The following is a 17,415-nucleotide window of genomic DNA, read 5'->3' as shown; positions in this document are numbered from 1 at the left end:
AAATAACTTAGTTACCTCGAAATCGTAGAAATCGCCCATGAGCGACAGCATCAACCCATTGCCGAATATAGATTCCGGCCTGTTCAGCCTCGCGGCTTTGCTGCGGCTGTTTGGGCAGCCGATGGATCCTGAGCAACTGCAACACCGCTTCGGTCGCCCTGGGCAGATGCTCGGGGCTGCGGAGATCGTGCGGGCCGGGCGGGAATTGGGCCTTAAAGCAAGGTTGATCGAAAGCAACTGGCAGAAGCTGGCCGGCACGCAATTGCCGGCTATCGCCGAATGCCGCGATGGGCGGTTCGTTTTATTGGCGGCGCGGCGTGCAGAAGCCGATAAAGAAGCTGTTCTGGTGCTGGATCAGGGCAACGGACGGCCAGTCTCGCTCTCCAGGACTGAATTCGAAGGCTCATGGACCGGCAGGCTTATCCTGCTTGCAAGCCGCGCCAGTCTGGCCGGCGACCAGCGGCGCTTCGATTTCACCTGGTTTATCCCTGCGCTGGTAAAGTATCGCGGCCTGTTGGGCGAGGTGTTGTTCGGCTCCTTCTTAATCCAGCTTTTGGCCTTAGCTGCACCTTTCGTTTTCCAGATCGTGATCGACAAGGTCCTCGTGCATCGCTCGCTCACAACGCTGGATGTACTGGTGTTTGCCTTTTTGGTGATCTCGGTTTTCGAGACAATTTTCGGCGGCTTGCGGGCCTACCTTCTGGCGCATACTACAAACCGTATCGATGTAGAGCTTGGCGCTCGGCTCTTCGACAGGCTTTTGAGCCTACCCTTGGCCTATTTTGGTGCTCGGCGAGTGGGCGATACCGTAGCCCGAATGCGCGAATTAGAGACGATCCGCAATTTTCTGACCAGTTCTGCTCTCTCGGTTGCAGTTGATGTCGCCTTCACTATCGTATTCATAGCGGTAATGCTTGCGTATAGCGGCTTTCTTTCGATGATCGTGCTTCTATCGTTACCGGTTTATGTGTTGCTGTCGTTCATCGTCACGCCCATGCTGCGTCGTAGGTTGGAAGAGTCTTTTGTGCGCGGCGCGGAGAGCCAGTCTTTCCTCGTCGAACGCGTCAGCGGCGTTGAAACCTTGAAGGCAATGGCTGTCGAGCCGCAGACGCAACGCCGTTGGGAGGAATTGCTCGCAGGCTATGTCGGGGCATCCTTTCGCGCCAATTTTCTTGGCAATGTAGCCGGGCAATTGGCTCAAATGGTCAACAAAATTGTGGTCGCGGCCACCCTCTGGTTCGGCGCTAAGCTGGTCATAGAAGGCGCTATCACGGTTGGGGAGTTGGTCGCGTTCAATATGTTGGCAAGTCGCGTGAGCACACCAATCCTGCGTCTGGCGCAGATATGGCAAGATTTCCAGAGGGCCAGGATTTCGGTTGATCGGTTGGGTGACATCATGAATGTACCCGGCGAGGCGGGGTTGCGGACTGGGCGTGCGTCGTTACCTATTCTGCGTGGGGAGATCGGTTTCGACCGCGTCACCTTCCGATATACTGCCGATGGCCCCGACGTATTGCGACAGATCGGGTTGCATGTGCCGGCGGGACAGGTGCTGGGCATTGTCGGACCTTCCGGTTCGGGCAAAAGCACATTGACCAAGCTGGTGCAGCGGCTTTATGCCCCCCAGGGCGGTCGTGTGTTGTTGGATGGTATGGATATCGCGGGGGTGGATGTAATTGGGCTACGCCGCCAGATCGGCGTTGTATTGCAGGAAAACGTACTTTTTTCCGGCAGCGTGCGCGAGAATATAGCCTTGGCTAATCCGGGTTTGGCGCTCGATCAGGTGATCCATGTAGCTAAGCTTGCAGGAGCGCATGATTTTATCATGGCTATGCCGCAAGGATATGACACGCTAGTGGGCGAGCGCGGTTTCAATATTTCCGGTGGCCAGCGCCAACGTTTGGCCATAGCACGCGCTTTGGCAATAGATCCGCGTATCCTGATATTCGATGAGGCGACAAGTGCGCTTGACGTGGAATCCGAACTCGCGATTCAACGAAACATGAGCCAGATACGCCAGGGGCGTACGGTCTTGATTGTTGCGCACCGGCTTTCTGCCGTGCGCAGCGCAGATCGTGTGGTGTTACTGGATCAGGGCGTGATCGTGGAAGACGGCAAGCCAGAGGAATTGCTGCATAAAGGCGGGCGTTTCGCTGCTATGTACCGCCTCCAAGCGGGAGGCATTCATGCCGTTTGATAGTCTCAGACGCATTGCGGGCGTGACGGCCGCTGCTTTGGCGCACGAACGCAGTCTACCGGCCCGCACGGCGCGTGGCCGAGACGAAACGGCCTTTCTGCCTGCTGCGCTTGAATTATTGGAAACGCCACCCTCGCCAACGGCGCGGCTTTTATTCTGGAGTTTGGCTGCGCTCATTGCGGTGGCTATAGGCTGGTCTTTCATCGGCCAACTCGATGTTGTCGCGGTGGCCGAAGGCCGGTTGGTTCCAGCCGGCAAAGTGAAGCTCGTGCAGCCTTTGGAGGCTGGGATCGTGCGCGCTATCCATATCCAGGACGGCCAGTCTGTGCGCGCTGGAGATTTGTTGATCGAACTCGACACCGCAGCGGTGAACGCAGATCAACGGCGGCTGGAATCGGACCTTGTAACTAGCGAGGCTGAGGCATCGCGGTTACGCGCGGCGCTTCATCCGGATGCACCCTTGGCACATTTTCAACCTTCGAGCATTATTCCCGAGGCGCTTCGTACTGGCAGTCGGGCTCTGCTGTTAAGCCAGGTCGAGGAATACAATGCCCGCCAGGCAAGCCTGACCGATGAAATGGCTCGTCGCCGCGCGGAGCGGCGTACGCTGGAAACCAGTATAGAGCGAGCAGAGAAGGCTCTGCCTTTGCTGCGCCAGCGTGTCGATGCGCGGCGCGAACTTGCTGAAAAAGGATTCGGCTCGCGTTTGCTGCTTCTGGAATTGCAGCAGCAACAGGTAGAACAAGAGCATGAATTGGTTTCTTTGCGCCATAAGCGAGAGGAAAGCAATGCCAGCATTGCGGCATTGGAAAAACAGGTGCGCCAATATCAATCTGAATATCGTAAGAATGTTCTTACGCAATTGACCGAGGTGGACCGGAAAATTGCATCACTCACCGAGGAATTGCTCAAGGTCAGTACTCGAGAGGGGCAGCAGCGTTTGTCGGCCCCAACTGCCGGTGTGGTGCAACAGCTCGCGATAAATACGATCGGCGGCGTGGTAACGTCGGCACAGCCATTGATGGTGATTGTTCCTGCCGACATGCCGATCTTCGCGGAAGTCAAATTGTTGAATCGTGACATCGGCTTTGTGCAGCCTGGACAACCCGTCGAAGTGAAGCTTGAAGCTTTCCCTTTCACCAAATATGGCACGGTAGCCGGCCGTGTCGATACGGTTTCCAGCGATGCGATACAAGATGAGACGCGAGGACTCGTATATATCGCGCGTATCGCTCTTGATCAGGAATACGTTGAAGTGGCCGGGCGTGAGGTAAAACTTTCGCCGGGAATGGCGTTGACCGCGGAGATCAAGACAGATCGTCGTCGCGTTATAGATTATCTGCTTTCACCGATTGCGCGGCATCGGGATGAAAGCCTGCGCGAACGTTGATTTTGGCTTCCGTATTGTTTTCTAGTGCCTAAGCCCGCGGCAGAGAGCAATATAGTCGTCACGCTCGGATGTCAGCCAACCATGGCGGATAAGGAAATCTATTGCCACCAAGGCGCAATCGAATTTGAAATTTTGTCCTTCCGCCAGAACCTCGATCAACTCTTTGGGTGTTAGCGCGAAGAATCCCTCCACCTCGCCATCGGTATTTCTGGGAGTGAAGTCTTCCGGCAATTCAAGATCAAAGCATTGAATCAGGCCGATCTGCAGTCCAAGTGGCCTCCGCATCCGGTAGCTGACAATGCCTGTTTGGTGGGCCTGCATCATGAGCGGTTTTGGAATGCCAGCTTCTTCCTCGGCTTCCTCGATGAGTTTGATCCTGGGATCCTCGTCATGTGGCAAGAAACCGGCGGCAATTTGGTCGAGCTTACCGGGTTGTGCCGCGATATGTTGGGCCCGGCGTGCCACCCATAGGCGTTGTTTGCTGCCTCGACCGGAGAAGCCATTCAGATGAACCCCGCCAGCCATGATCCCTAAGGCTGGTATAGCCGCGCGCTGCAATCGGAAAAGAGACTTCCCGCTATCGAATTCCAGCACAGGCGTATAATCCGGGCACCAACGACCGAAACCGGTCGGATCGCGCTCATATACCCGGCGCAGGGCGGTATCGAGGGCATCTCCTGTGGCTGTAAGGTCGCCCAGATCATCGCGGATCGTCAGAATTCCTGCTTGCATCAGGAAGACAGCGGTTTCTGCTTGCAGACGCGGCAACATCAATGGGTCGATCCAACCGATTTGAGCAGAGCGGAAATGCAGTGGCACCATATCTGCCAAGCTCTGTGCGTTGCATTCGGTGATGCGGTCGAGAAGAGCCATGCGATCCTGCGGCGTTATATATTGAAGGAAAAGTACTAGCGGCTGGATAAGCCACTGGGCAAGGCCAGGTCGCTCAAGAGGCCCGCAACGATGAGAATAAATCATGAACAGCTGTTGCTGCCGGCTGCATTTACAATAAAATCTGCTTGTATTTGTTGGAAGATAGGGGCATTCGGCCATATGCATAATCTGGTAGCGGCATGAAGAGCAGGTTTCTGGAAGGCATCCTGTTGATGTTCAGCATGGCCATAGGCTTTGTGCTGCTCGAACTCGGCCATCGCTACCTGTTGTCGTCGCAATACCCTGAACATTTTATTGCATCCTCCGGCAACCCGCCGGATTTATGGTTTTTCCAGCAGTCTCCTTGGCGCTTCAATCTCGAGTTCGGCTATGAGTATGTGCCGGGGACCATTCATGGGGGCTCCAGCGCGGCCGGCCGCATAACATCTTGCTGGAGCTGGTGGACCAACTCGCAGGGTAATATCGGACGCATCGATGGCGACTATGCCTCGGCCGATATTAAGGTTCTGGTGTTCGGTGATTCATTCACGGCCCAGCAGGAAGGCGATCTGACCTGGCCGAATTTTCTGCAGCAGGAATTGGACCGGCGCAGCGGCAAACGCAGCCATGTCGTGAATTACGGTCGCGATGGTTATGGGATATTGCAGATGATAGATATGGCGGCGGTTAAGGCCGAGCAGCAGAAGCCGGACTTGATCGTCATCGCCTTCATCACCGACGACCTGACGCGTGATCGTTTTTGGCGCACCGCTACTGTGGTCGATGGCCGTGAACGCATTCTTACCACCACCGATCCTAAGCCGCATCCCGACCTCTCGGTTTCCGCCGATACCGCCATCATGCATTCAGCCGCCACGGAAGAATGGTGCAAGACTGTCGTGCACCGAGGACGCCAGCCCGGAGACAAGGTGTTCGAGACCATGGAAGCCGTGGCGCGCGAGGCTCAGGCGCGCTCGGGTTTACGGATGGATTTCTACGACCCGAGCTTTTCCACCTTGCTCGATCGCCTCATGAAGGGCGATTCCTTTGCCACGCTTCGGCTGCGCGCCCGAGGGTCGCAGAATCCTCGGCATAAAATGTTGGATTTTCGCCGCGACGAACGGTTCGGGAAGGGAATGGAGCGGCTTGCGGCGCTAGGCATTCCGGTTGTACTGATGCACCTTGCAACGGTTCAAGAACTTATTTCTGGCCAGGAATATCGTTTGGGATCTCAGGAAAACGCCTTGCTGCAAAGCCTAACCGATATTGTCGGTCAGCCGCCGATCGAAACAATCAATAATTTCAACCCGATCGGGGATGTCAGGCAAATTGGCCGTACCGCGATCGACTCCCATCCATCGCTCCTTGGCATGAAAGTCTATGCCGAAGCAGCGGCAAATGGCCTCGAAGCCCGTGGGTTGATCCGCAAATGAGCCGCACGCTTCTTGTTATGCAGCCTCCCGGAATGATCCTGGGCCCGTTGCCGAGCCTGTTGGCGCGCAATCTGCCTGAAACTACCGTGCTGCGCTATCGCTCGGATTGGACCGAAAATTTCGATACCCTTACGCCTGAACAGAGAGGGCGGCTGCTTGCCATCAAGGGGGACTTCTTTTTTGGCTTGCATGAATTGATAGCAAATGCATGCGATTATGTGGTCTATCTTTCAAATCCCGTTAGCGCAGCGTTACGGATATATGCCGAGGGGTGGCGTGATGGAGGTAGCGAATTACCCTTCGAGGATTTCATCAGACTCGATGAAAGCGGCAAGGCCGATAATCAGGCGGTAGCGCTGCTTCTTGGGCGACCGGCAGGAACTAGCGTGGTCGGGCCGTCGGAAGTGGCTGCGGCGCTGCATCATTTGCGAAGCTATTTTCTTCATGTCGGTATAGTCGAAGAGGCTGAAGCCGATCTGCCGGAATTGGCTGTAGCCATGGGCTGGCCGGCGGTTTATCTCAACCCTGATGAACTTCGCTTGCCGGAGTTGCCGTCGGTCTCGGCGGGCACCTATGAATTGCTCCGTCAGCGCAATCAACCAGGTGTTTCGCTCTTCGAGCAGGCACGTGAATTGGCGCGTAGCAGGCGGAAGCCGACTACACCGCGCGCCACTGTTATGCCCGATGTGCCGATAGCAGCCGTTCCTATTACTGAACCGGCCACGCTGGATAGTGTGGACTGCCTTGCACGGCCCTGCCTGATATTCCTGCATGTGCCTAAAACCGCGGGCGTGAGCGTTACGCAGGCTTTGCGGCGCTGCGTTCCCGAGGCGCTCACGTTAGCCGGCCCCGAAGACCATTCCACATTCCGCCTGTTCAGTGAATTGCCCCCAGATCGTCAGCGCAGCATGCGGCTGATATATGGCCACATGCCGTATGGTTTGCATGAAAAACTGTCTAGCGATTGGCGCTACTTGATTATCTTGCGCAATCCGCTGGCGCGGATCATGTCCGCTTATCGTTATTATCGTAATTATCGGAATTCCTACCTGCATGATTTTATCGAGGACCACAATATAAGTTTCAAACAATATGTCATGCGAGGCGTTGATCGCTCGATAGACAATCTTCAGGCTCGCTATCTTGCCGGAGATCCAACGATCTTCGAGGGGAACCGGCGCTTTATCGGTGGCGTAGACGATAGCGTGTTCATCAAAGCCAACCAGCACCTTTCAGATGCCAGGGTTATAGCCGGCACAACGGGCAACCTAGAGGCCACTATGGCGCTTCTAGGTATGGAGATGGGCTATCAGCCCTATGTATCCGAGACGCTCAATACCAGTGGCGGCCTGGAGCCCATAGAATGGGATGCCGAAACCCTAGCGGCGGCTTGTCTGCATAACCGTTATGATATTGCCCTTTATCGCAATGCCCTTCGCTTGACTGAGAAGCGCATGTTGCAGGCTGGCCCGGCCTACCCAGAAAAACTGCAATCCTATCGACGGCGTTTAAATCAGATGAATGCTAGTCGCCATGGTTCGCATACCGATCGGATATGGCTGCGGCTTGGCGTAGTTCCGGTGGCCTACCTGATCGAGATTCATCCCGGCCAATACCGTTTCCATATGTTCAGCGGTAGCCTTGTTGAGTTGGAGGGCAGGGTTTATGCCTCAGAGGCGGAAGCTAATGCTGCTATCCGCCAAGCACTGCCTGCTGATTTTGTTGACGGCCATCTGGAAGAGGAGCGTAGGGCGGCCAAGATCGGCGATCATGCGGCGCAAATAGCCGGTATGACCGGGGCGCTTAGGCTGGTAGACCCCTATGATGAGTTGTTGGAGCGTGGGTTGGGGCTGGTTGGCGATATCCTTCCCAGTTTTGATTGATGCGCTCAGGCGGTTGACCTGGCTTTATCAACCTCAACAGTTGAATATCCCTTGTCCAAATATATTATTCAGCCTGCGTTCTAGGGAACACTAAAGAAGCTAGCCGAAGGCGAGAGAGGCCCTGCAAGATGAGCAACATGAAGCGGTCTGCGCCGCCCGTCGTATTGGATCGAGAGACGCGCATTCGGCTGTATGATGATTTGCTGCGGGTGAGGATGCTCGAGGAAGGCATCGCTCGCTTGTATCGTGACGAGCAGCAGATGCGTTGCCCCACGCATTTCAGCATCGGTCAGGAAGCGGCTGCGGTTGGCGTTTTCGCCCATGCACGACGTGAAGATTATGCCATCAGTGCGCATCGCTCGCATGCGCATTATCTCTGCAAGGGGGGCGATCTCAAGCGCATGATGGCCGAGTTGTATGGAAAAGCTACCGGCTGTGCCGGCGGTAAGGGCGGCTCCATGCATCTGATTGCCACGGAAGTGAATTTCCTCGGCTGTGTGCCCATCGTTGGCAGCACGATGCCAATTGGTGTTGGTGCCAGTTACAGCGCTTGGCTGCGTGGGGAGCAAGCGCTTTCGATAATCTGCTTTGGCGATGGGGCGGTTGAGACCGGGCTGTTTCATGAAAGCGTCAATTTCGCTGCACTGAATCACCTGCCGGTCTTGTTTGTTTGCGAGAACAATCTCTACTCGGTAAATACGCCAATGTCGGTTCGGCAATCTAATCTTCGGTCCATCACGGACCTGGCGCATGGCCACGGCATACGCGCCGATCAGGAAGATGGCCAGGATGTTGAAGCCGTATATCGTCGCGCGGCCAGTGCTTTTGACGATCTGCGTGCGGGCGAGGGGCCGGTTTTGCTGGAATTGATGACCTACCGCTGGCTCGAACATTGCGGCCCATTATCTGATACGCACCTCGATTTCCGCCCCGACGGCGAATTCGAGCGTTGGACCGCGCGCTGCCCTTTGCGCATACAAGAAGAGCGGTTGCTGGCAGAGGGTTTGCTCGACGCTGAAACGATTGCAGCCAAGCGTGCTGCCATTGAGGCGGAATTCAAGGCTGCGGTCGATTTCGCCCATCAGAGTCCATTCCCCGAGCGGCGAGAACTTGCCGTTGGTCTTTACGTCTGACCCTCCTCGTCGCTCCGGTTTGCCGGCGCCTATACGGAAACGATCTGCAGATGTCCTCTCGTCTCGTCAAATTCAGCCAAGCGATTCATGAAGCGCTTGACCTTTCTCTTGCAGCCGATCCTCGCGTATTTCTGCTGGGCCTCGGCATTTCCGATCCGGTTGGGGTTTTTGGCACCACGCGCGATCTGGTTAAGAAATACGGCGAACGTCGTGTGCAAGACATGCCGATTTCAGAAAATGCCATGACAGGCGTTGCCCTGGGGGCCGCCTTGACCGGCATGCGTCCGGTAATGAGCCATATGCGGTTGGAATTCTCCATGCTGGCTATGGATCAGATGAGCAATCAGGCGGCTAAATGGCATTATATGTTTGGCGGTCGTGCTTCCGCGCCGATGGTCATCCGCATGATCGTAGGGCGCGGTTGGGGGCAGGGGCCGCAGCATTCGCAGAGCCTGCATGCCTGGTTCGCTCATATTCCCGGCCTCAAGGTGGTGATGCCGGCCAACAGCCATGATGCGAAAGGTTTGTTGATCAGCGCTATCGAGGATGACAATCCAGTCATCTTCATCGAGCATCGTTGGCTTTACAATATCGAGGGGCATGTTCCTGAGGGGATTTATCGAGTGCCGCTCGGTGTGCCGCGCCTCGTGCGCGAGGGCGGCGATGTCACCATCGTGGGATCGTCCTATGCAACGGTGGACGCCGTGCGAGGCGCCGCGCTATTGGCTGAACAGGGTATTCAGGCCGACGTGATCGACTTGCGCACGCTGAGCCCGCTTGATGACACCATGATTCTTGAATCAGTCAGGAAAACCGGTCGTCTGGTCGTGTGCGACCAGGGTACCCTGACGGCTGGTTATGCAGGTGAAATTGTTGCGCGTGTGGCAGAGAAGGCATTTTCCGACTTGAAGGCGCCGCCGGTACGCATTGCGCTTCCCGATATCCCGACGCCTACCACCCGTGCGCTGGCGAATTACTATTATCCGCTGCCGGGCCATGTGGCGAAAGCTGCGGCCGGGCTGCTTGGCCGCGATTGGCCTGAGCCGTTCGATAGCGTAATGCCGGCCGATATGCTTGATGTACCGGATGCCTCTTTCAACGGGCCGTTCTAAGGCCTGCAGCGGTTCTTATTCGAGAATTGTCCAGTAATAATCGCCGGTATAGCCGGCTTCTTCGAAGCAGCGCAGCCATTCCTGCGGATAGTCATGATATTGTGCCGTCAACACCCAGCGCATGAATAATTCACGCTGTTCTGGGGTGCGGTATGAATCGACTTGGACATAGGCGCGACCGCTTGATACGCGTTGTAATTCCCGCAATGCGCGGATGGCGTCTGGGCGATCCATGTTGTGAATTGTGTTGATTGACAGGGCCATAGTGAAGCCATTGTCGGGGAAGGGTAGCTTGTCGCAGCTGCCCAGATGCAGGCGGCCGATGAGTTCCGGCGGGCAATGGCGTATGGCGTATTCTGAAATATCCAGGCCGAACACTTCCAGGCCCGGACAGGCCAGCATCAAATCTTTTACAAGGAAACCCTTGGCGCAACCAACATCAAGCACCCGGTCGCCCGGCTTTAGATTAAAATGCGCAACGATGTCGCGGGCTACCGGTAACCAGCGCCCATCGTAGCGATAGCCGCCATAGCCGGTATCTCGGCTGCCATCGAAATAGGCCTCGCCAAACTGCTTGGCTATCGCAATATTTTCAGCCGTTTGTGCGGCGTTGCGCGCCTTCAGATCGCGCTTTGCGTTTGGAAGGCTACGGGTCAGGTTGATTTCTGGCATGGTTCTCGGGCTGGGTTGATGAACATTGCGCCATCAGATTTTGATAAGCCTCTTTAGGCGGTGCCGCGTGAAATTGTACGCCAGCATGCACAGGATTGCGACCATGAGATCCCAGTCCGATGGTCGGCGGATTAATCGATGCAAAATGGGATAGCTGAATGGTACGAAGATTAAGGCTGGGGCGGCACGCGCCTTACGCCGAAATTCCAGATTCTCGGCGCGATTCAGCAGATTTAGCAGGGCATCAAGGGCCGCGTCGCGGCGGGCTGGAGTGTGGCGCCCGCGCTGGCCATCTGAATTTTCATTTTCATAGATTTTCGCCATGGGCGAGGCGATCAAACCTGCGCCCCCCATATATGCGGCCATCTGCACGGGGTACCAGTCACTGAACCAGTCCAACTCGCGCAGCCAGCCGCCCAGTTGCAGTAATAAGTCTCGCTTCACGAGGGCAGCATAGGCCGGCAGCCAAAGATATTTTCTTTGCATCCAGTGAAAGACTTCTTCTGGGGATAAGATGCGGTCGGCACTGAGATCGTAGCGGTATTCTCTTGTTACGTGGCCGTCTCCGTCAGCTTGTGCGAAATCCACTTCGCCGGCAATCACGCCAAGGCCAGGATGGCTTTCCAGCAGGGCCAAGGCGCGGGAGGTGAAGCCAGGCATGATATGGTCGTCAGCGGCAAACCAGCCGACATAATCACCCTCTGCCTTTTGCAGTGCTGCCGCTGCAGAGATGGTTGCACCCCTTTGCTCGTGCTGGCGGATGAATAGGAAATTCGGATGCTCTTTCCCAAGGCTTTGGATGACTGAGACGCTTTCGTCGGTTGAGGCATCATCAACAATGATGATCTGATCGAATGAAGGCGATTGAGACAGAATCGCCGCGAGCGCCCGGGGTAGATAGGCCGCATGATTCCTATTGCAGACAATGGCTGTAAGGGTGGGGCGATTCGTCAAGTTTGACTCGCTGTGAAGCAAAATTCCTCAAGCTATTATAATTAGTTAGCATGAGAAGAGGTAAATTTGGAGAGCCGGGGTGCGCGTGCTTGTGCCGGGCAGACTATATGCTAAATTTGCTGACCTCAAGTTGAGGGTCTGGCAGGAACCGTGAGTAATAGTTGGGCGGTTTTTGCATCGGCTGGATTGCTTCGAGCGATGGAAATTCTGGTAGGCTGCAATGGCGACGCATGCGGATGTGTTTTTTTCGGAAGTGGCCACGATAGCCGCGAAGCTCGATAAAGCGCAAATCGAACAATTGGCTCAAGAATTGGTGGCCCTGCGTGAACGCGGCGGTCGGCTTTTCCTTGTGGGTGTAGGCGGCAGTGCGGGCAATTGCAGCCATGCAGTTAACGATTTTCGTAAACTGTGCGGTATTGAGGCTTATGCGCCCACCGACAATGTCTCCGAGTTGACTGCCCGCGCCAACGATGAAGGCTGGGAAACCATTTTCACCGGTTGGATGGATGTCAGCAGGGCCAACGCCAAAGACGCGCTTTTGGTCTTTTCGGTTGGCGGCGGCGACATTGAGAAAAACGTCAGCGTGAATATCGTGCGGGCGGTCGATGACGCCAAGCAGCGCGGCATGAAGGTTTTCGGCATTGTCGGGCGTGCCACCGGGCATACCGCTCAACAGGCCGACCTCGCCCTTGTTATTCCGGTGGACGAGCCTTCCCGCCTTACGCCACATACTGAAGCGTTCCATGTCGTTGTTTGGCATTGCCTTGTGTCTCATCCCATCCTGCAAGTGAAGCGGACCAAATGGTGAGGAAAGTGGCTCTACGGCCTGTTTTGGCGGGGTAGGCTAAATGGAGCGACGTGCGGTTTTCTTGGATCGCGACGGCATTCTGAACAGGGTCGAGTTGCGCGACGGGAAACCGTATCCACCACGGGAATTGACGAGAGAAATCATAACCCCAGGTATCGGTCCGGCCCTGGCGTGCCTCAAGCAGAAAGACTTCCTCCTTATCGTGGCCACAAACCAGCCGGATGTGGTTACCGGTAAGCAGTCGAGAGCGGCTTTGGAGGCTTTCCATGCCCTGCTTAAAACCCTTTTACCGCTTGATGAAATCCGGGTTTGCATGGAACTGGACAGCCCAGAATGCCGGTGTTACAAGCCGAAACCTGGAATGCTGCTGGATGCCGCTAAGGCCCATGGTATCGATCTTTCTGCCAGCTATATGATCGGGGATCGTTGGCGGGATGTGGGCGCTGGTAAGGCAGCTGGGTGTTTTAGCATTTTTGTAGATTATGGTTATCACGAGAAGCGCCCGGATCAACCGGATGCCGTGGTTGCCGACCCGCTTGCGGCGATAGATTTTGTATTGTCCCGCAATTGAGGGTTAACTCGGGGGGATGCATGTCGCCACTGGTTTCGAGGCTCAAGGTAAAGATTTTCGCCGATGGGGCTGATATTGGCGGCATCAAAGAGATGCAGGCCAATCCCTTGATCAAGGGTTTCACCACCAATCCAACTCTGATGCGCAAAGCAGGCGTCACCGATTACAAGGCTTTTGCCTTGAGCGTGTTGGATTTGGTGCGCGACAAGCCGGTTTCCTTCGAAGTTTTTGCTGATGATCTCCCTACTATGGAGGCGCAGGCATTAGAGATCGCCGGTTGGGGCGCGAATGTGAACGTGAAGATTCCGATCACCAACACTAAGGGCGAGTCTACTGCACCCCTGGTAGGGCGGCTTTCCGCCCGTGGCGTGCAGGTGAATGTCACGGCAATGTTCACGCTTCAGCATGTGCGGGATATCGTCGCCGCGCTTGATGCAAAGACCCCGGCCATTCTCTCAATTTTTGCAGGCCGGATTGCCGATACGGGTGTAGACCCGATGCCGCTTATGCGTGAGGCGGTTGCTATCGCCAAGGCGAAGCCGAAATCAGAGGTTCTCTGGGCCAGTCCGCGGGAAGTGCTGAATATTTTCCATTCCGACGAGGTGGGCTGCCACATTATAACCGTCACCAACGACTTGATTAAGAAGCTCGAAGGCGCGGGCAAGGATCTGGACCTTTTCTCACTCGAGACGGTGGAAATGTTCTATCGCGACGCTAAGGCGGCTAACTACGTCATCGAAACCGTAGGTTAAGCCTTCGCAATCTCACTCAGCCTGCCTATCAGGCCAAGCTTAAGCAGAAGGAGCGACAGCGTGAAGTTCAAGAAGATTCTGGTTATCGGCGGAGCTGGCTATTGCGGCAGTCTGTTGACCCCACAGCTCCTCGATCTCGGTTATGAAGTCACAGTTTACGATATCATGTTCTTTGGCAGCGATTTCCTGCCCAGCAACAATCCGCGCCTTAAGGTGGTGCAGGGTGATCTCCGTGATATCGCTAAACTCACGGCTGCAATGCAGGGCATCGATGCTGTGGTTCAGCTTGCCTGCATTTCCAATGACGCCAGCTTCGAGTTGGATGAGAATCTCAGCACCTCGATCAACTATGACGCTTTCGAGCCGATGGTGTTGGCTGCGAAGCAAGCCGGTGTGAAGCGCTTCGTCTTCGCATCCTCCAGCTCGGTTTACGGCGTTTCGGAATCGCCCGATGTGCGCGAAGATCACCCGCTGGTACCGCTCACGCTCTACAATAAGTATAAAGGCCTTTGTGAGCCTGTGCTGTTTAAGCATACCACGAAAGATTTCGTCGGAGTGGTTTATCGCCCTGCAACGGTTTGCGGCTATGCGCCGCGCCAACGCTTGGATCTTTCTGTCAATATCCTCACCAACCATGCCATCAATAATGGCAAAATCACGGTGTTCGGCGGTTCGCAATTGCGCCCCAACCTGCATATTCAGGATTACTGCGATCTTTGTAAGTTGTTGCTCGAAACGCCCGACGACAAGATTGCCAATGAAATCTTCAATTGCGGATACCAGAACATGAGCATCATGGATCTGGCATTGCTGGTTCGCAAAGTCGTAAAGGAAGAATTTCCGGAGAAGGGTGAGATCGAGATCGTCACCACGCCAACCGATGATATCCGCTCCTATCACATCAATTCAGACAAGATTACGCAAAAACTCGGGTTCAAGCCAACGCATACCATTGAAGATGCCGTGCGTGATCTTTGCCGGGCCTTCAAGGCAGGCAAACTGCCGAACAGCATGACCGACGACAAGTATTTCAATGTCCGGCGGCTTAAGGCGATCAACGCGAAATGACGGCTAAGCCCATTGCGATCGTCACCGGTGGAGCCGGTTTTATTGGCAGCCACATGGTGGATGTGCTGGTTCAGGCCGGTTTCCGAGTGCGTGTGGTGGACAACATGGTTGGCGGGCGCGAGCAAAATCTTGCTCATCATGCTCCCAATGCGGATGTCAGCCTGGAGCGTAAGGATATTCGCGCCATTCAGCCGGGTGACGGGCTTTTTTCTAACGTAAAGTACGTTTTTCACTTCGCGGGCATTGGCGACATCGTGCCATCCATCGAAAGGCCGATGGAATACATGTCGGTCAATGTGCAGGGTAGCGTACATGTGTTGGAAGCGGCACGTGAAGCCCGCGTTGAAAAACTAGTTTATGCGGCGTCTTCGTCCTGTTACGGGTTGGCGGCAACGCCTACGCGCGAAGACCATCCGATAACCCCGCAATATCCATATGCACTGAGCAAGTATCAGGGAGAGCAGGCGGCTTTTCATTGGCATAAAGTGTATGGCCTGCCCGCGAATTCGATTCGTATTTTCAATGCCTATGGCACCCGGTCGCGCACTTCAGGCGCCTATGGCGCGGTGTTTGGGGTCTTTTTGCGCCAAAAGCTGGCCGGCAAACCTTTCACCGTGGTTGGAGACGGAACTCAACGGCGGGATTTCGTATTCGCATCCGACGTGGCGCGCGCGTTCTTGGCGGCGGCCGAGACACCGCTGAATGGCGAAACCTGGAATGTGGGCTGCAATGCGCCGCAATCCGTAAATCGCCTGGTGGAATTGCTTGGCGGCAGCGTGACCTATTTACCCAAGCGCCCGGGCGAACCGGATGTAACTTGGGCCGACACTGCCAAGATCGAGCGTGAGCTGGGCTGGAAGCCGCGCATCTCCTTCGAGGAAGGTGTGGCTAGAATTCTCGAAAATATCGAATACTGGCGCGAGGCGCCGCTCTGGACGCCCGACAGTATTGCTCAAGCCACGCGTACTTGGTTCCAGTATCTCGATCCGTCAGCAGCAGGCGCAAAGAATGGATAAGCACAGCCAGGCTATCGTCAGCCGCAAGATCAAGACTGCCGATGAATTGGCCGAAGCCATCGGCAAACGGCCGCGGCAGAAGAAAGTCATCATGTGCCACGGCACATTCGATGTGGTGCACCCAGGCCATGTCCGCCACCTCCTCTATGCCAAGAGCAAGGCGGATATCCTGGTGGCTAGCCTGACGGCCGATCAGTTCATCAAAAAGGCTAATTTCCGACCGTATGTGCCGGAAGATTTGCGTGCCATTAATCTGGCTGCTTTCGAGCCGGTTGATTATGTGGTGATTGATCGCAATCCGACTCCCTTGGAAAATCTTAAGGTGATCCAGCCGGATTATTTCGCCAAGGGCTATGAATATTTTGAAGGCGGCGGCCTTCATCCAAGAACTCGTGAAGAATTAGATGTTCTCGAATCCTATGGCGGCGAAATCATCTTCACGCCAGGCGATATTGTTTATTCCTCTTCGCATTTGATTGAGGCCGGACCGCCGCGTATAGCTATTGAGAAGCTGTTGATGCTGCTCAAAGGCGAGGGGTTGGAGTTTCACCAGCTCAGCGAAGCGCTTGATGCCATTCAGGGCCTTAAGGTGCATGTTATCGGCGACACCATCGTCGATACCATTACCCGCTGCTCGATGATCGGGGGCATGACCAAGACACCGACCATCAGTGTGCGTTTTGAGGAGAAAGACGATTTCGTCGGGGGCGCCGGTATTGTCGCAAAGCATTTGCGCGCAGCCGGGGCCGAGGTGATCTTCTCTACCGTATTGGGCGATGATGCTTATCGCGACTTTGTGGTGAAGGATCTTGAGGAATTCGGCGTCGATTGCCGTCCGATGATTGATCCGACCCGTCCCACCACGAATAAGAATGCCATCGAAACAGGCGGCTATCGGCTGCTCAAGGTGGATACGCTCGATAACCGCTCTATTTCCGACAAGATTCTACAGAAGCTGCAGCAGCAGATCGCTGATGTGACATCCGATATTGTTGTGTTCAGCGACTTTCGACACGGTATCTTTAATCGCCACACCATCCCGCCGTTGGTGGCATCGATTCCACAGGGGCCGTTGCGGGTAGCCGATAGTCAGGTGGCTAGCCGCTGGGGCAATATCCTCGAATTCGAGGGGTTCGACCTCATAACCCCTAATGAGCGGGAAGCCCGGTTTGCCCTAGGTGACCAGGATTCCGTGGTGCGTCCCTTGGCTACGGAATTGCATCGCCGCGCCAACTGCAACACGTTGATACTGAAACTCGGTGATCGCGGCATCCTAACCTACCGCAAGCGTCCGGAGCATGATCCTCGCTCGTTCTTTGCAGTGGATAGTTTTGTCGATCATGTAAAGGATGCGGTTGGCGCAGGAGATGCCCTGCTTGCTTACTCTACGCTAGTGCTGAAGGCGACAGGCAGCGAGGTTCTGGCTTCGATTCTCGGCAATATAGCTGCGGCCGTTGAATGCGAAGTGGATGGCAATGAGCCCGTCACGCCGGAGGCGGTGCGGCGCAAGCTATCGTGGCTTGAAAAGCTCACGCATTACCAGATCTGACGGA

15 protein-coding genes are annotated in these 17,415 nt (G+C 55.4%); 12 read left to right on the top strand and 3 right to left on the bottom strand.

The window, feature by feature from the left end:
• Nucleotides 1–37 precede the first annotated feature (37 nt).
• Both KF827_RS06960 and KF827_RS06955 read left to right on the top strand, forming a co-directional pair.
• Nucleotides 38–2,197, top strand: coding sequence for a type I secretion system permease/ATPase (locus KF827_RS06960; RefSeq protein ID WP_291002458.1), 2,160 nt, complete (start codon nucleotides 38–40; stop codon nucleotides 2,195–2,197).
• Nucleotides 2,187–3,587: an HlyD family type I secretion periplasmic adaptor subunit gene (locus KF827_RS06955; RefSeq protein ID WP_291002455.1), complete on the top strand. Its 1,401-nt coding sequence runs from the start codon at nucleotides 2,187–2,189 to the stop codon at nucleotides 3,585–3,587. The genes KF827_RS06960 and KF827_RS06955 overlap by 11 nt, the downstream gene beginning before the upstream one ends.
• 21 nt (nucleotides 3,588–3,608) lie before the next feature.
• On the opposite strand, the gene KF827_RS06950 is transcribed toward KF827_RS06955, so the two are convergent.
• The gene (locus KF827_RS06950) at nucleotides 3,609–4,460 is read right to left on the bottom strand and encodes an NUDIX hydrolase family protein (protein WP_291002452.1); all 852 of its coding nucleotides are present in this window, start codon (nucleotides 4,458–4,460) and stop codon (nucleotides 3,609–3,611) included.
• A 200-nt stretch (nucleotides 4,461–4,660) separates the two neighbouring features.
• Here KF827_RS06950 and KF827_RS06945 point away from each other — a divergent pair, with 200 nt between their 5' ends.
• The 4 genes from KF827_RS06945 to KF827_RS06930 all read left to right on the top strand — a co-directional run bounded on the left by KF827_RS06945 (nucleotide 4,661) and on the right by KF827_RS06930 (nucleotide 10,021).
• Nucleotides 4,661–5,893 carry an SGNH/GDSL hydrolase family protein gene (locus tag KF827_RS06945; protein ID WP_291002447.1) on the top strand — a complete coding sequence of 411 codons (1,233 nt, stop codon included), beginning with the start codon at nucleotides 4,661–4,663 and terminating at the stop codon, nucleotides 5,891–5,893.
• The gene (locus tag KF827_RS06940; protein WP_291002444.1) at nucleotides 5,890–7,776 is read left to right on the top strand and encodes a sulfotransferase family 2 domain-containing protein; all 1,887 of its coding nucleotides are present in this window, start codon (nucleotides 5,890–5,892) and stop codon (nucleotides 7,774–7,776) included. The genes KF827_RS06945 and KF827_RS06940 overlap by 4 nt, the downstream gene beginning before the upstream one ends.
• Nucleotides 7,777–7,904: 128 nt before the next feature.
• On the top strand, nucleotides 7,905–8,909 hold the full coding sequence (locus tag KF827_RS06935) for a thiamine pyrophosphate-dependent dehydrogenase E1 component subunit alpha (protein ID WP_291002441.1): 1,005 nt from the start codon (nucleotides 7,905–7,907) through the stop codon (nucleotides 8,907–8,909).
• A gap of 50 nt (nucleotides 8,910–8,959) precedes the next feature.
• On the top strand, nucleotides 8,960–10,021 hold the full coding sequence (locus KF827_RS06930) for an alpha-ketoacid dehydrogenase subunit beta (RefSeq protein ID WP_291002438.1): 1,062 nt from the start codon (nucleotides 8,960–8,962) through the stop codon (nucleotides 10,019–10,021).
• A 15-nt stretch (nucleotides 10,022–10,036) separates the two neighbouring features.
• On the opposite strand, the gene KF827_RS06925 is transcribed toward KF827_RS06930, so the two are convergent.
• Both KF827_RS06925 and KF827_RS06920 read right to left on the bottom strand, forming a co-directional pair.
• A complete protein-coding gene (locus tag KF827_RS06925; RefSeq protein WP_291002435.1) occupies nucleotides 10,037–10,693 on the bottom strand; it encodes a class I SAM-dependent methyltransferase in 657 nt (218 codons plus the stop codon).
• 33 nt (nucleotides 10,694–10,726) lie between these two features.
• On the bottom strand, nucleotides 10,727–11,647 hold the full coding sequence (locus tag KF827_RS06920; protein ID WP_291002432.1) for a glycosyltransferase family 2 protein: 921 nt from the start codon (nucleotides 11,645–11,647) through the stop codon (nucleotides 10,727–10,729).
• Nucleotides 11,648–11,867: 220 nt separating this feature from the next.
• Between KF827_RS06920 and KF827_RS06915 the strand changes: the two genes are divergently transcribed.
• The 6 genes from KF827_RS06915 to KF827_RS06890 are packed head-to-tail and all read left to right on the top strand — an operon-like array spanning nucleotide 11,868 to nucleotide 17,411.
• Nucleotides 11,868–12,455: an SIS domain-containing protein gene (locus KF827_RS06915; protein ID WP_291002429.1), complete on the top strand. Its 588-nt coding sequence runs from the start codon at nucleotides 11,868–11,870 to the stop codon at nucleotides 12,453–12,455.
• A 40-nt stretch (nucleotides 12,456–12,495) separates the two neighbouring features.
• Nucleotides 12,496–13,026, top strand: coding sequence for an HAD-IIIA family hydrolase (locus KF827_RS06910; RefSeq protein WP_291002426.1), 531 nt, complete (start codon nucleotides 12,496–12,498; stop codon nucleotides 13,024–13,026).
• 20 nt (nucleotides 13,027–13,046) lie between these two features.
• Nucleotides 13,047–13,778: a transaldolase gene (locus KF827_RS06905; RefSeq protein WP_291002423.1), complete on the top strand. Its 732-nt coding sequence runs from the start codon at nucleotides 13,047–13,049 to the stop codon at nucleotides 13,776–13,778.
• A 60-nt stretch (nucleotides 13,779–13,838) separates the two neighbouring features.
• Entirely contained in the window at nucleotides 13,839–14,846 is a 1,008-nt protein-coding gene (locus KF827_RS06900) for an SDR family oxidoreductase (protein ID WP_291002421.1), read from the top strand.
• Nucleotides 14,843–15,862, top strand: a complete 1,020-nt coding sequence (locus tag KF827_RS06895; RefSeq protein ID WP_291002416.1) for an NAD-dependent epimerase/dehydratase family protein — start codon at nucleotides 14,843–14,845, stop codon at nucleotides 15,860–15,862. Before KF827_RS06900 ends, KF827_RS06895 begins: the two co-directional genes overlap by 4 nt.
• Nucleotides 15,855–17,411, top strand: coding sequence for a PfkB family carbohydrate kinase (locus KF827_RS06890; protein ID WP_291002411.1), 1,557 nt, complete (start codon nucleotides 15,855–15,857; stop codon nucleotides 17,409–17,411). The genes KF827_RS06895 and KF827_RS06890 overlap by 8 nt, the downstream gene beginning before the upstream one ends.
• Nucleotides 17,412–17,415 lie beyond the last annotated feature (4 nt).

The organism is Ferrovibrio sp. (genome assembly GCF_019636075.1).
Classification (GTDB): Bacteria; Pseudomonadota; Alphaproteobacteria; order Ferrovibrionales; family Ferrovibrionaceae; genus Ferrovibrio.
The sequence above is the reverse complement of the archived record's forward strand: the minus strand, read 5'-3'. Positions and strand labels throughout refer to the sequence as shown.